The organism is Xenorhabdus budapestensis (assembly GCF_017743015.1).
GTDB classification, from domain to species: Bacteria; Pseudomonadota; Gammaproteobacteria; order Enterobacterales; family Enterobacteriaceae; genus Xenorhabdus; species Xenorhabdus budapestensis.
On the sequence record NZ_CP072455.1, the window covers coordinates 4,233,240 to 4,247,288 of the forward strand.

General features: G+C 44.7%; 12 protein-coding genes and 2 pseudogenes. 10 read left to right on the top strand and 4 right to left on the bottom strand.

The window, feature by feature from the left end; genetic code table 11:
* Nucleotides 1-40: 40 nt before the first annotated feature.
* Complete coding sequence (gene rpmE / locus HGO23_RS18790; RefSeq protein ID WP_047682798.1) at nt 41-256, bottom strand: 50S ribosomal protein L31; 216 nt, start codon at nt 254-256, stop codon at nt 41-43.
* A 222-nt stretch (nt 257-478) separates the two neighbouring features.
* On the opposite strand from rpmE, the gene priA reads away from it, so the two are divergent.
* The 5 genes from priA (at nt 479) to hslU (ending at nt 6,938) form a co-directional block, all read left to right on the top strand.
* Nucleotides 479-2,677, top strand: a complete 2,199-nt coding sequence (gene priA / locus HGO23_RS18795) for a primosomal protein N' (protein ID WP_209027473.1) — start codon at nt 479-481, stop codon at nt 2,675-2,677.
* Nucleotides 2,678-2,986: 309 nt separating this feature from the next.
* Nucleotides 2,987-4,012, top strand: a complete 1,026-nt coding sequence (cytR, locus tag HGO23_RS18800; RefSeq protein ID WP_099136528.1) for a DNA-binding transcriptional regulator CytR — start codon at nt 2,987-2,989, stop codon at nt 4,010-4,012.
* A gap of 75 nt (nt 4,013-4,087) precedes the next feature.
* Nucleotides 4,088-4,936: a cell division protein FtsN gene (gene ftsN / locus HGO23_RS18805; RefSeq protein WP_099136527.1), complete on the top strand. Its 849-nt coding sequence runs from the start codon at nt 4,088-4,090 to the stop codon at nt 4,934-4,936.
* A gap of 128 nt (nt 4,937-5,064) precedes the next feature.
* Complete coding sequence (hslV, locus tag HGO23_RS18810) at nt 5,065-5,595, top strand: ATP-dependent protease subunit HslV (protein WP_099136526.1); 531 nt, start codon at nt 5,065-5,067, stop codon at nt 5,593-5,595.
* 11 nt (nt 5,596-5,606) lie between these two features.
* Complete coding sequence (gene hslU, locus HGO23_RS18815; protein WP_099136525.1) at nt 5,607-6,938, top strand: ATP-dependent protease ATPase subunit HslU; 1,332 nt, start codon at nt 5,607-5,609, stop codon at nt 6,936-6,938.
* A gap of 303 nt (nt 6,939-7,241) precedes the next feature.
* Here the strand turns inward: hslU and HGO23_RS18820 are convergent.
* Nucleotides 7,242-7,460 (bottom strand): annotated as a pseudogene (locus HGO23_RS18820) (IS1 family transposase); the annotation flags it as partial.
* A 284-nt stretch (nt 7,461-7,744) separates the two neighbouring features.
* Here HGO23_RS18820 and HGO23_RS18825 point away from each other — a divergent pair.
* Together HGO23_RS18825 and rraA are read left to right on the top strand one after the other, a co-directional pair.
* Entirely contained in the window at nt 7,745-8,662 is a 918-nt protein-coding gene (locus tag HGO23_RS18825; RefSeq protein WP_209027474.1) for a 1,4-dihydroxy-2-naphthoate polyprenyltransferase, read from the top strand.
* Nucleotides 8,663-8,770: 108 nt separating this feature from the next.
* Entirely contained in the window at nt 8,771-9,280 is a 510-nt protein-coding gene (gene rraA / locus HGO23_RS18830) for a ribonuclease E activity regulator RraA (RefSeq protein WP_099136522.1), read from the top strand.
* 92 nt (nt 9,281-9,372) lie between these two features.
* Here rraA and zapB read toward each other — a convergent pair whose 3' ends face one another.
* On the bottom strand, nt 9,373-9,615 hold the full coding sequence (gene zapB, locus HGO23_RS18835; protein ID WP_099136521.1) for a cell division protein ZapB: 243 nt from the start codon (nt 9,613-9,615) through the stop codon (nt 9,373-9,375).
* Between the two features lie 323 nt (nt 9,616-9,938).
* Here zapB and HGO23_RS18840 point away from each other — a divergent pair, with 323 nt between their 5' ends.
* Together HGO23_RS18840 and glpK are read left to right on the top strand one after the other, a co-directional pair.
* Nucleotides 9,939-10,736 (top strand): MIP/aquaporin family protein, encoded by a 798-nt coding sequence (locus tag HGO23_RS18840; protein ID WP_099136520.1) that lies wholly within the window; start codon nt 9,939-9,941, stop codon nt 10,734-10,736.
* Nucleotides 10,737-10,798: 62 nt separating this feature from the next.
* Complete coding sequence (glpK, locus tag HGO23_RS18845) at nt 10,799-12,322, top strand: glycerol kinase GlpK (RefSeq protein ID WP_099136519.1); 1,524 nt, start codon at nt 10,799-10,801, stop codon at nt 12,320-12,322.
* 132 nt (nt 12,323-12,454) lie between these two features.
* Here the strand turns inward: glpK and HGO23_RS18850 are convergent.
* Nucleotides 12,455-12,814: pseudogene (locus HGO23_RS18850) on the bottom strand (MFS transporter); the annotation flags it as partial.
* A 393-nt stretch (nt 12,815-13,207) separates the two neighbouring features.
* Between HGO23_RS18850 and fpr the strand changes: the two are divergent.
* Entirely contained in the window at nt 13,208-13,954 is a 747-nt protein-coding gene (gene fpr / locus HGO23_RS18855) for a ferredoxin--NADP(+) reductase (RefSeq protein WP_209027475.1), read from the top strand.
* The last annotated feature ends 95 nt before the right edge of the window (nt 13,955-14,049 follow it).

A 14,049-nucleotide genomic window follows, 5' to 3' on the forward strand; every position in this document is an offset into this window, starting at 1 on the left:
CCCGATGAAAAACATCGGGCATTTTTGTTGGAAGCAAGAATTACTTCTTGAAACCTGGAACGCTGAAACGTTTGTTAAAGCGATCAACACGACCACCAGTCGCAACGTCACGCTGCTTACCGGTGTAGAACGGGTGGCATGCACCACAAACGTCCAGGTTCAAGTCGTGACCTACGGTAGATTTGATTTTAATAACATTACCACAAGAGCAAGATGCAGTAATTTCTTCGTATTTAGGATGAATACCTTGTTTCATGGGGAAAACCTCTGTTAAGGCCGCGTCGCTATCCAGCCCTATCGCCGCCAGACACCACACGTCGTGTTGATTAAAATAAGTTCGGTAATTTTCATACCAAAGGCGGCGGATCATACAGAATATCGTTTTATTGCGCAATGAAATCCGCTGATTTGCTATGATACTCTTAGTCACTATATGTTGCTTTAGTCTTGCCATTAATAATCATTCGGAAATCGCCTTATGACAGTTGTTCAGGTTGCTTTACCTGTCCCTTTAGCTCGCTCTTTTGATTATCTGTTACCTGAAAGATTGCCGATCCCCACCCTTGGGGTCCGGGTACGTGTGCCATTTGGCAAACGCAATGCAATAGGTGTAGTTACCGGGATTACAGACAACAGTGACTTCCCCCTTGAACAACTCAAACCAATTACTGAACTACTTGATGAATCTTCACTTTTTCCCGACGATCTTTGGCAGTTACTCCAGTGGTCTGCCTGCTATTATCACTATCCACTTGGCGAAGTCCTTTTTCATGCCATGCCTGTTTTGCTGCGACAAGGCAAACCCGCAGAATTCTCACCTCTCTGGCAATGGCAAGTGACAGAAACAGGCCGTGAATTGCCTCTTGAACAACTTAAACGCTCTACCAAACAGCAACAAGCTTTAGCTAAACTGCGCCAAACATCCATTTACCGTCACCAAGTCTCTAAATTAGAACTGAGTGAAAGCGTACTACAGTCACTGAAAAAAAAGGGATTAATTGATTTACATCCGGTACAACCGGAAACTGAAAATTGGCATAAACATTTTCGGATCATCGGTGAACGGCTAAAACTCAATACAGAGCAAGCCGCCGCAGTTGGAGCCGTTCGCGCAGAAGATCAGACTTTTTCTCCCTGGTTACTTGCCGGCATCACTGGCTCAGGCAAAACCGAAGTGTACCTGAGTGTCCTAGAAAACATTTTGACACAGGGAAAACAAGCGCTGATCTTAGTCCCCGAGATTGGTCTTACTCCCCAAACTATCCGCAGGTTCAGAGAGCGTTTCAACGCACCTGTTGATGTTCTGCATTCAGCCTTAAATGACAGTGAACGGTTATCGGTATGGTTAAGGGCAAAACAAAGGGAAAACGCCATTGTCATCGGTACACGTTCGGCGCTGTTCACTCCTTTCGCTCACTTAGGTGTCATCATCATTGATGAAGAACATGATAATTCTTATAAGCAACAAGATGGCTGGCGCTATCACGCTCGTGATCTGGCAGTCTTCCGCGCCAAAAAAGAGGGAATTCCTATCATTCTGGGAACAGCAACACCGGCACTGGAAACACTATTCAATGTAAGACATGGAAAATACAGACAACTTACTTTGACGAAACGGGCCGGTCATGCCCTGCCAGCAATCCAACACCTGTTGGATATGAAAGGATTACCGCTGACCGTCGGTTTATCTCAGCCTCTCATTAACCGCATTGGCGAACATTTGAAAGCAGATAATCAGGTCATCCTATTTCTGAACCGCCGTGGTTATTCTCCTGCCCTGCTTTGCCATGAATGTGGCTGGATAGCAGAATGCCAGCGTTGTGATCACTACTATACCCTGCATCAGAATCATCGCTATCTGCGCTGCCATCACTGTGATAGCCAGCGACCCATTCCTCGTCAATGCCCCCAATGCGGAACGACACATCTGATCCCTGTGGGGCTGGGTACTGAGCAACTTGAAGATGGTATCACTCAACTGTTTCCCAACATTCCGGTTACCCGTATCGACAGAGACACCACCAGCCGCAAAGGAGCAATGGAACAGCAACTCGCCGATATTCATCAGGGTGGTGCCCGTATTTTGATCGGCACTCAAATGTTGGCAAAAGGCCACCATTTTCCTGATGTCACACTAGTCGCTTTATTGGATGTTGATGGTGCCCTGTTTTCTGCCGATTTCCGTGCGGCTGAACGGTTCGCGCAATTGTATACTCAAGTCTCCGGTCGGGCAGGACGGGCCGGCAAACGTGGAGAGGTTGTACTTCAGACCCACCATCCAGAACATCCACTTTTACAGGTGTTGCTGGAGAAAGGCTATGACGCATTTGCTCAGCAGGCAATGGAAGAGCGCCAGCAAGTACTTCTACCCCCTTTTGTCAGCCATATCATGCTACGGTCGGAAGATCACGATAATCAGCAGGCTCCTGCTTTTTTACAACAAATGCGCCAACTGTTTGAACATCATCCACGACATGATGAACACGTATGGATTATGGGTCCGGTTCCTGCATTACAGGCCAAACGGGGTGGCCGATATCGCTGGCAACTACTGGTGCAACACCCTTCGCGCATTTTTCTACAGAAAATGATGACAGAGCTCTATCCACACATCACCGCATTGCCACAAGCACGTAAAGTAAAATGGAATATTGATGTTGACCCCACAGAAGGTTGATAAAAAAACAGACAATTGTTTATTGCAGTAAAAACTCCAAATTGAGCAGAAGTCTATGAAAAAACAGTGACAATTATTTCCTTAATTTGCGAAGTAGCTCTAATAAATGATGCATGTCACATTTTTTATGTAAACAAAGTAACGGGTTGAACTATTAATCGGTTTAAAATGGATTTATTAATATGACTGTAGAAAACGAGCCGCCAGTGTATCCCCACAGGAATGACTGGCGTTTTTTTACTTTCGTTTTTTTTACTTTCATTTCGGATAGCAATCGTTTCGCTACCTGTAGAACATGAGGAGTGAACTATGGAAAAAAAGAATTGCGCATTAGCGACAATGAAAGATGTCGCCAAAGTAGCGGGTGTTTCTACCGCAACTGTATCAAGAACACTTATGAATCCTGATAAAGTTTCTTCGCACACCCGTCAGAAAGTCGAAAATGCCGTACTGGAAGTGGGTTACTATCCGCATAATCTCGCCAAAAATTTGAGGCGAAATGAGTCCAGAGCCATCCTGGTTATCGTTCCCAATATCAGCGATCCTTTCTTCAATGAAAGTATCCGCGGCATTGAAGAAACTGCGGCAAAACATGGTTATCTGGTTCTGATTGGTGACTGTAAACATCAACAACAGCAAGAACATGCTTTTATCAATCTGCTGATTACCAAACGTATTGACGGCATGATATTACTTGGCTCAAATGTTCCTTTCGATGTCTCTAAAGAAGAGCAGAAAAATATGCCTCCCATGGTGATGGCTAATGAATTTGCACCTGAACTAGGGCTTCCTACTGTCCATATCGATAATCTGACCTCCGCTTTCAATGCCACCCATCACCTGCAAAAAATCGGGCACAAACGCATTGCCTGTATTACTGGGCCAGACACAATGCCACTGTGCCAATATCGGCTTCAGGGTTATATTCAGGCATTACGTCGTACCAGCATCCCTATCCGTGATGAATATATAGTTAAAGGTGACTTCACCCATGAAAGTGGCGCTGAATCAGCAGAAATCCTGCTTACCCTGCCGGAACCTCCCAGCGCTATTTTCTGCCATAGTGATGTCATAGCAATTGGTGCAATGTGGCAAGCTAAAAAAATGGGATTAAAATTACCAGAAGACCTGTCCATTGTTGGTTTTGATAATATCAACATGGCTCAATACAGCGCACCACCTCTGACAACTGTGGCACAGCCATGTTATGAAATTGGGCATAACTCAATGCTTTTGTTGCTGGAACAGCTACAGGGCCGTATGGTTTCGAAAGGTTCACGATTATTAGATGCAGAATTGCTTATTCGTGAGAGTACTTGTTCGCCTAAAAGCTAGGCAAATAACCACATGTTCAGTAACATTAGGTATCTACTCCTTAATTTTTTTAAATAACTCAGCGAATTAAACACAGTGGCACAACGAGATTATGTGAGTCGCGGGCATTCCAATCCCCGTCGGAAAGGTACTGGTAAGAAAAAAAATCAGGCTCAAGGGCTACCTAAAACGACATTAGCTATTGCCGTCGCTTTGGTGGTCACATTCATTGGTGGACTTTATTTCATCGTACATACTAAAAACGAAAGTGTACAAAGTACACCACCAATCACTCACCAGCCTAAAGGCCATGGTCTGCCGCCAAAACCAGAAGAACGCTGGAGTTATATCAAGGAGCTGGAAAACCGACCTGTTGGACTGCCATCAATGCAGGAACCCTCTTCAACACCCAACCAACAGAACAACAGGCAAACGGAATTGACGCCAGAACAGCGCCAGTTACTTGAGCAAATGCAAGCAGATATGCGCCAGCCTCCAACACAATTGGCTGAAGTACCATATAACAGTGAGCCAGTTCCTCGCTCACGTGTCCTTGTGAGTCCACCGGCACAAAAACCATCGTCAGAATATACACCACAGCAAAATTCTGTGCTTCAACAGGAAAATAAGCCATCGGTGCAATTTCAATCACCTCAGGCTCAAACACCTCAATCTCAAACATCCAATGAGACTAGTAAACCAAAGACAAAGCTAAATGAACCCAGATTAATGTTACAATGTGGCTCATTCCGCACTATAGAGCAGGCAGAGTCCATCCGTGCCAGCCTCGCGTTGGTCGGTATTGAGAGTAAGATTACAACAAAAGACAATTGGAATCGGGTTGTACTGGGGCCGTATAAGAGCAAAGATAGTGCGGAAAAAATGCGCAATCGCGTTGCCAATACAGGGATCTCCAACTGTATTCTCCGGCCTGCTGGGGGTTGAAAAATCAAAAAATTCCCCCCATCTTGATCTCTAATAACGAACATACGGTGCTTTTGATAAATAATCGTGGCCTTGTCAGCCAAAGTACCGTGTGTGCCATCTTCTATTTTGTAACCAGGGGCTAACTCGTGACTACAATCGTAAGTGTTCGCCGTAATGGCCAAGTCATCATCGGTGGTGATGGACAAGCAACAATGGGTCATACCGTTATGAAAGGCAATGTCCGTAAGGTACGCCGCCTTTACAATGACAAAGTCATCGCGGGTTTTGCTGGCGGTACTGCAGATGCCTTCACCCTGTTTGAGCTGTTTGAACGTAAGCTCGAAATGCATCAAGGGCATTTGACTAAAGCAGCAGTTGAACTAGCCAAAGATTGGCGGACAGATAGAATGCTCCGCAAGCTGGAAGCCCTGCTTGCCGTTGCAGATGAAAATACATCTCTGATTATTACAGGTAACGGTGATGTGATTCAGCCGGAAAATGATCTTATCGCTATTGGCTCCGGTGGCTCATATGCACAAGCAGCAGCCCGCGCAATGCTAGAAACCACCAAACTCAGTGCCCGGGAAATCGCAGAACGCGCCCTGACTATCGCTGGCGATATCTGTATCTACACCAATCAAAATCATAACTTCGAAGAATTGCCCTCAAAAGCGTAAGGATAGATAGTATGTCTGAAATGACTCCTCGCGAAATTGTCAGCGAACTTGACAATCATATCATCGGTCAGGATAAAGCAAAGCGTGCTGTTGCCATTGCGCTGCGTAACCGCTGGCGTCGTATGCAGTTGGATGAATCACTGCGTTATGAAGTAACTCCAAAAAACATTCTGATGATTGGCCCAACTGGTGTTGGTAAAACCGAAATCGCCCGTCGTCTGGCAAAGCTGGCCAATGCACCTTTTATCAAAGTTGAAGCAACAAAATTCACTGAAGTCGGTTATGTCGGTAAAGAAGTCGATTCCATTATTCGTGATCTGACTGATGCTGCCGTGAAAATGGTTCGCCTGCAATCCATTGAGAAAAACCTCTACCGCGCCGAAGAACTCGCTGAAGAGCGTATTCTGGACGTTTTGTTGCCACCAGCAAAAAACAACTGGGGACAAGCTGAGGCTCAACCAGAGCAGTCCTCAACCCGCCAGACATTCCGCAAGAAACTGCGTGAAGGCCAGCTGGATGACAAAGAAATCGAGATCGAAGTTGCGGCAGCTCCTGTTGGTGTTGAAATCATGGCACCTCCGGGTATGGAAGAGATGACTAATCAATTACAGTCCATGTTCCAGAACCTGGCTGGTCAACGTCAAAAAAGTCGTAAGCTGAAGATCAAAGATGCGTTCAAACTGCTGGTGGAAGAAGAAGCTGCAAAACTGGTTAACCCTGAAGAGTTGAAACAGCAAGCAATTGATTCAGTTGAACAGCACGGTATCGTTTTTATTGATGAAATCGATAAAATTTGTAAACGCGGTCAAAGCTCCGGCCCGGATGTTTCCCGCGAAGGCGTCCAGCGTGACCTGCTACCATTGGTTGAAGGCTGTACTGTCTCCACCAAACACGGTATGGTAAAAACCGACCACATTCTGTTCATCGCTTCAGGCGCATTCCAGGTTGCCAGCCCTTCCGATTTGATCCCAGAGCTGCAAGGACGTCTGCCTATCCGTGTTGAATTGCAGGCACTGACAACTGAAGACTTTGAGCGCATCTTGACTGAGCCGAATGCTTCACTGACAGAACAGTACAAAGCATTGATGGCCACTGAAGGCATGAATATTGAATTCACCGCTGACGGTATTCGCAGAATCGCAGAAGCTGCATGGCAGGTTAATGAGACAACCGAAAATATTGGTGCCCGTCGTTTGCACACTGTGCTTGAACGCATGATGGAAGACATCTCTTTCGAAGCCAGCGAATGTCAGGGGCAGTCTGTTGAAATCAATGCTGACTATGTCAAAACACACTTAGATGAGTTGGTAGCTGATGAAGATCTGAGCCGTTTTATCTTATAATCGGTTTAGAGCCTGACTCAACAGCAGTGAAAAATGGAATGGGAGGCAAGCCTCTCATTCAGTCCGCTGACAAACCTTATTATAGTTCATTTAACGCGACACAGAATCCTGAACACCCTCCCAACAGACACTGATTTATACTTTCAGTAACCCTCGAAAATGCGCATGCCGAACTGTCTGAATTAACGGCTCCAGTAATTTGTACTGACACAGATTTCCATCACATCCTTGTGGTGTTTCAGGTTCAGACGTAAGTACAGATTCCCCCCAAAATGTTCATATATTAAATAGTTAGATTACCCATTAAATATAGTTTTCACGTTTAATGGAAATTCCTATTACTTTGTCGTGCATCACTTCCGATTTGGAATAGCCTATCGTTTTTCGATTCAGCCTTTTTACCTCGGGGCGGTGGGTGAGGAGGGTTCTCTCTATACGTTGGATAAATGTCTTGCCAACAAGGTACTCTTCTTCAGGAAGGCAATCATAAACGGCATAATCATCTGTGCAATAAAATCGGATGTACGAAAGATGTTTGGTTTCATCTGCCTTTTAATTTTGCTGGCGTGTGTGCCGTACTGGATTTATTCTGGTGGGCCGCGATATTTGCACTCGCTCCTGAACAAATTTGCTGAGGTGAGGTTATTTTATCTAGAGTTATAAGCACCATTATCATCGGGGGGATTATATGTTTCTCCTGCAAGGCGAGGACAACCCGCCAGAAACCCGGAATAGGAGACTGACTTGCCTCCCATTTCTCTTTTTCTTAAACCAAAATCTATTACACTGAAATGTTTGATATCAATATGAGTTCAATAACAACGGGCAATCAGATACAGGCATGGCTGGAAAGCTTACGCCTCAAAACTCTTCCACTTGCCGTAGCAGCCATTATGACCGGATCTGCCCTTGCATCATGGGCGGGTCATTTCAAATGGTCGGTGGCGTTGCTGGCCTTATTAACCGCCTCTCTGCTACAAATTCTGTCCAATCTTGCCAATGATTATGGTGATGTCACCAAAGGTAGTGATACCGAAAAACGCATCGGCCCAATGCGCGGTATGCAAAAAGGCTTGATCACAGCACAACAAATGAAAGCCGCATTGAAAATTACCGTGTTGCTCTCTTGTTTGTCAGGCATTTCTCTCATCATCGTTGCCTGTCATAGCCCAAGCGATATTATCGGTTTTCTGGGTCTGGGCTTACTGGCGATCATCGCTGCGATTACTTATACAGTAGGCGCTAAACCGTATGGTTATATGGGGTTGGGTGACCTTTCCGTCCTTATTTTCTTTGGTTGGCTCAGTGTCCTTGGTACTTACTATCTGCAAGCCAATACTTTTTCTCTGGATACCGTTCTGCCCGCAACGGCCTGTGGTTTACTCTCCGTGGCAGTGTTGAATATTAATAATTTACGTGATATCGAAACAGATCACCAAAACGGTAAAAATACACTAGCGGTCAGGCTAGGTGGAAAAAAAGCCCGCTACTATCATGCAGCACTGCTTACAAGTGCCATGCTCTGCTTTGTCATCTTTACTCTCTTGTATCTAAACAACTGGTATAACTGGTTATTTTTGCTTGCTTTCCCCTTGTTATTGCAGCATATGTTACAGGTACTGCGCGATCCAACTGCCGAAGGTATGCGCCCCAAGCTGGTACAAATGGTCAAGGCTACGTTATTGACTAACATCCTGTTTTCCATTGGGTTGATACTTAATTAGGCGAGTACGTATCAATTTTATACACACGTTTTAAGATTGATGATTTTGCCAACACTGGCCTTAAAAGGATATACTGTCCGTTCCTTGCATAAACCAGACGTAAATCCCATGAAATATGATACTTCCGAACTTTGTGAGATCTATCAAGAAGATGTAAACGTGGTAGAGCCATTATTTTCCAACTTTGGTGGGCGTACTTCATTTGGTGGTCAAATCATCACGGTGAAATGCTTTGAAGACAATGGATTGCTTTATGATTTACTGGAAGAGCACGGACGTGGACGCATTTTGCTCGTCGATGGTGGTGGATCGGTACGCAAGGCTCTTGTCGATGCCGAGCTGGCTCAACTTGCTGTCAATAACGAATGGGAAGGTATCGTCGTCTACGGCGCCGTGCGTCAGGTAGATCACCTTGCTGAACTCGATATTGGCGTTCAGGCAATGGCTGCTATTCCTGCTGGCTCCAACAGCGAAGGCATCGGAGAAAGTGATATCAGGGTGAATTTTGGTGGAGTCACTTTCTTTTCCGGCGATTATCTTTATGCAGATAATACAGGGATGATCCTATCAGAAGTTCCGCTGGAGATGGATGACGATAGCGACGATGATGAAATGTAATATCCGGATAAACCATAGCTCTACCATCAATCTCCACGATACATAAAAAAGGGCGCAGTTATCGCCCTTTTTCCGCAAAACTATCGGATACCTTACTGCACATCTTCCATCTTACCCAACAAGGTACGTAAGCGATCTTGCCATGCTGATTGTTCTTGTTTGAGCTGTTCATTTTCATGTACCAGCGAATCACGGCTATCTGTCACATTTTGGACATTCTGAGATAACGCTGCGTTCTTTTCTTTTAATTCTTCAATTTCCATTTGCAGCAAAGTGATGGTATCAATTGCCTGCTGAACTTTAGATTCTAGCTTTTCAAAAACTTCAAATGACATTCTCGAGCCCCTCTTATAAGCAATGCCTTGATTGTATTTAGCCTGTTAACGACTGTCTAGTTTCATACTTCCAATATGTGGTATAGCGAGAAATATAGTGACTAATCCTAAATGGAGATAAGATCACATTTCAACGATCAATAAAACCACAATTAAATGCGAATTCGCTCATTTTGTTGACGCAACACGCAGATTTTAATTTCGCTATTTCTCGTTTCCGCTCATTAACGATAAATTCACATCACCTTTCTCTGCGTAGCCAGAACGCAGCAAGAAAGGACTAATAATTAATCTCCTCTCTGTACTTTTTATAGGATATAGAAATGAGTCAGACCACCACTCCAACATTATCAGGTCAATGTATTTCAGAATTTCTGGGTACTGCATTGCTTGTTTTCTTCGGCTTAGGCTGTGTTGCTGCTGCCCGTCTTGCAGGAGCGCAACTGGGTCTATGGGAAATCAGCATCATCTGGGGCTTTGGTGTTGCCTTGGCTGTTTACCTTACTGCCGGAATTTCTGGTGCACACCTGAATCCAGCAGTAACCATTGCTCTATGCCTATTTGCCAGTTTTGACAGAAAAAAAGTACTTCCTTACATCATTGCCCAAATGTTAGGCGGTTTTGTCGCCGCAGCTATCGTCTATATGATGTATTACAACCTTTTCCTTGATTATGAGCAAGTTCACAACATTATTCGTGGATCACAAGAAAGTCTTTTCACGGCTGGAGTATTTTCCACTTACCCTGCATCACAAATTTCCGTATTCCATGCATTTATTGTTGAAGTTATCATCGCGGCTGTTTTGCTTTGCCTGATTCTGGCACTAACAGACGATGGCAATGGCATTCCACGTGGCCCTTTGGCACCACTGATTATCGGTATTTTGATTGCTGTTATCGGTGGCTCTTTTGGTCCCTTGACCGGATTTGCCCTAAATCCCGCTCGTGATTTCGGCCCTAAATTAATTGCTTATTTAGCCGGATGGGGAAATATTGCTCTGACTGGTGGACGGGACATCCCTTATTTCCTTGTTCCGCTGGTAGCCCCCATTGTTGGTGCAATTCTGGGTGCATTTGGTTACCGCAAACTGATTACCCGCCATTTACCCCGTGGAGCCTAGTTTTGCTATCCTTGACAGATGATAACAGATAAAAAATTATTGAATAAGACCAGGTTATAGTTATGACAACAGAAAATATGACGGATAAAAAATATATCGTTGCTTTGGATCAGGGGACAACCAGTTCACGGGCAGTAGTGCTTGATCACGACGCTAATATTGTCTGTATTTCACAACGTGAATTTCCACAAATATACCCTAAGCCAGGTTGGGTAGAGCACGATCCAATGGAGATCTGGGCCAGCCAAAGCTCAACATTGGTCGAAGTGCTGGCAAAAGCAGATATCCGCACAGATCAAATTGCCAGTATTGGTATCACTAATCAACGAGAAACAACTATCGTCTGGGAAAAAGAGACGGGTAAACCTGTTTACAATGCCATTGTATGGCAATGTCGCCGGACAGCAGATATTTGTACCAAACTGAAGAAAAAAGAGGGTCTGGAAGAATATATCCGTCATAACACTGGTCTGGTGATCGATCCCTATTTTTCCAGCACAAAAATAAAATGGATCCTGGACAATATTGAAGGTGTCCGCCTGCGTGCTGAAAATGGCGAACTGTTATTCGGCACAGTTGATACTTGGTTGGTTTGGAAAATGACGCAAGGTCGCGTGCATGTCACTGATTACACCAACGCTTCCCGTACCATGCTGTTCAACATTCATAATCTAGACTGGGATCAGAAAATCCTTGATGAGCTAGGTATTCCTCGCGTTATGTTGCCAAAAGTTGCAACGTCTTCGGAAATTTATGGTCAGACCAACATCGGTGGTAAAGGCGGTACGCGTATTCCTATCGCCGGAATCGCAGGAGATCAACAAGCTGCGCTCTATGGCCAGTTATGCGTCCATCCTGGCATGGCAAAAAACACTTATGGCACAGGCTGCTTCCTGCTGATGAACACGGGAACCGATGCCGTCCGCTCCAATCATGGTCTACTGACTACCATCGCCTGTGGGCCACGAGGTGAAGTCAACTATGCGCTGGAAGGAGCCGTATTCGTAGGCGGTGCGTCTATTCAGTGGCTGCGTGATGAACTGAAACTTATTGCAGATGCAGCAGATTCCGAATACTTCGCCAAAAAAGTAAAAGACAGTAATGGCGTTTATGTTGTTCCGGCTTTTACCGGTCTTGCAGCACCTTATTGGGATCCTTACGCCCGTGGTGCCATTTTCGGCCTGACTCGTGGAGTAAACAGCAACCATATTATTCGTGCCACACTCGAATCCATTGCTTACCAAACCCGTGATGTATTGGATGCAATGCAGGCCGATTCTGGTACACGCCTGCAAGCACTGCGCGTAGACGGTGGTGCGGTTGCCAATAACTTCTTGATGCAATTCCAATCTGACATCCTCGGCACACGTGTCGAGCGCCCTGAAATACGCGAAAGCACAGCTCTAGGTGCCGCTTTCCTTGCTGGTTTAGCCGTCGGTTTCTGGAGAGATCTTGACGAAGTCAAGAGTAAGGCAACCATTGAAAAAGAATTCCGTCCAAGTATTGAAACTACAGAACGTAATCACAAATACAACGGTTGGAAAAAAGCAGTTGCCCGCGCTCAAGAATGGGAAGATCGCGCTTAAAAAAACAAACCTTCAAGGTGAAATAAATCCCGCACTGAAACATGAAGCTCTGACATTGCCGTACTTCTGACATGACAGTACGGCTCTGTCAGAGCTTTTTAACCTTGATATTTGTTGCCTGCCGATGCTACCCGGCTTTATCCGACTGTATGTTCCAACCCCCGTACCCAAGCCTTGAAATACACTGGCTATTACCAGTACCAATAAACTGGCGGAAAACAGTGCACAAGTTGTGGCAACCAGAAAAATTGACATTCCTGTCAAAATAACCGGACGACGGCCAATTTTATCCGATAATGGTCCATAAATGAGCTGTGAGAGCCCATAAGAGAATAAGTACGCCGCCATGACACGCTGTACTTCACCCGCAGGTTTCCCGAAGTGATTCGCCATATCTGCAATAACTGGAACATAAATTGTCTGGGTCATCTGCCCGACAGCGGCCAACGCAATTAACATCAGCAATAAATTAAAATGTACTATTTTTCTCATCGCATTCACATACAATGTTATTTAAACAAAATACACGTGTACCCGGTTTCATTTAAGGAATAACAGCAATAACAAAGCCTCCAGGTTGTTAATAAACAAACTTGACGTACTGACTTCATTAGATTGAATTTTCCCGGTCAATTTATATTTTTTCTTAGTAGTATACAATTTTATAAGATGAAAAAATGACAGTCATATTCTCCATAAATATCAATAAAAGTGTACATATAACCTCGATAATATAGCAAAAACATAGTCAATTAGACTGTAACACGTAATCGATAAGGCTATTTCTCTCAATCACGTAAAATCTCGCCAAAGGAGCGCCAGTTCACTCCATCTATTCACTCCGTATTGTTTTTCACTCAGTATCGTGTAGAGAGGCTAAATGCAATGGCAAACTGGGTTACAGGAAAAGTCACCGACATAATCAATTGGACAGACTCACTATTCAGTATCAAGCTATGTGCACCAATAGAAAAATTCACTGCGGGCCAATTTGCAAAACTTGCTCTCGAAGTTGAAGGGGAGCGCATTCAACGGGCTTATTCTTACGTCAATTCTCCCAATAACGATAATCTTGAGTTTTATTTAGTCACCGTGCCGGAAGGAAAGCTCAGTCCGCGACTTGCTGCCTTGCAGAAAGGTGATGAATTACTGGTCACAGAACAAGCGGCAGGTTTTTTTATCCTTGATGAAATTCCTGACTGCCAAAACCTATGGATGCTCTCGACCGGGACAGCCATCGGGCCTTACCTTTCTATTCTTCAACAAGGGAATGATTTGGGGCGATTTGAAAATATCGTTCTGGTGCATGCCGTCAGGCTGGGGCAGGACTTAAGTTATTTACCACTCATGCAGCAATTAGAGAAATCTTTTCAGGGAAAACTGCGGATCCAAACTATCGTCAGTCGGGAAAAATGCCAGAATTCATTGACGGGGCGGATCCCGGCACTCATTGAAAATGGTGAAATGGAAACAGCGGTCGGTTTATCAATGCAGGCAGAAAATAGCCACGTGATGCTGTGCGGAAACCCTCAAATGGTCAGAGATACCCGGCAACTACTGAAAGAACAACGCGGCATGGAAAAACACCTGCGCCGTAAACCGGGCCATGTTACCAGCGAACAATACTGGTAACAAACAACCATGACCTTTACTTCTTATAACCTTTACTTCAATGAACTTCATCTTTCAAGACACCGCTTTATTGGCGGTATCTTGAAATTTGTTAG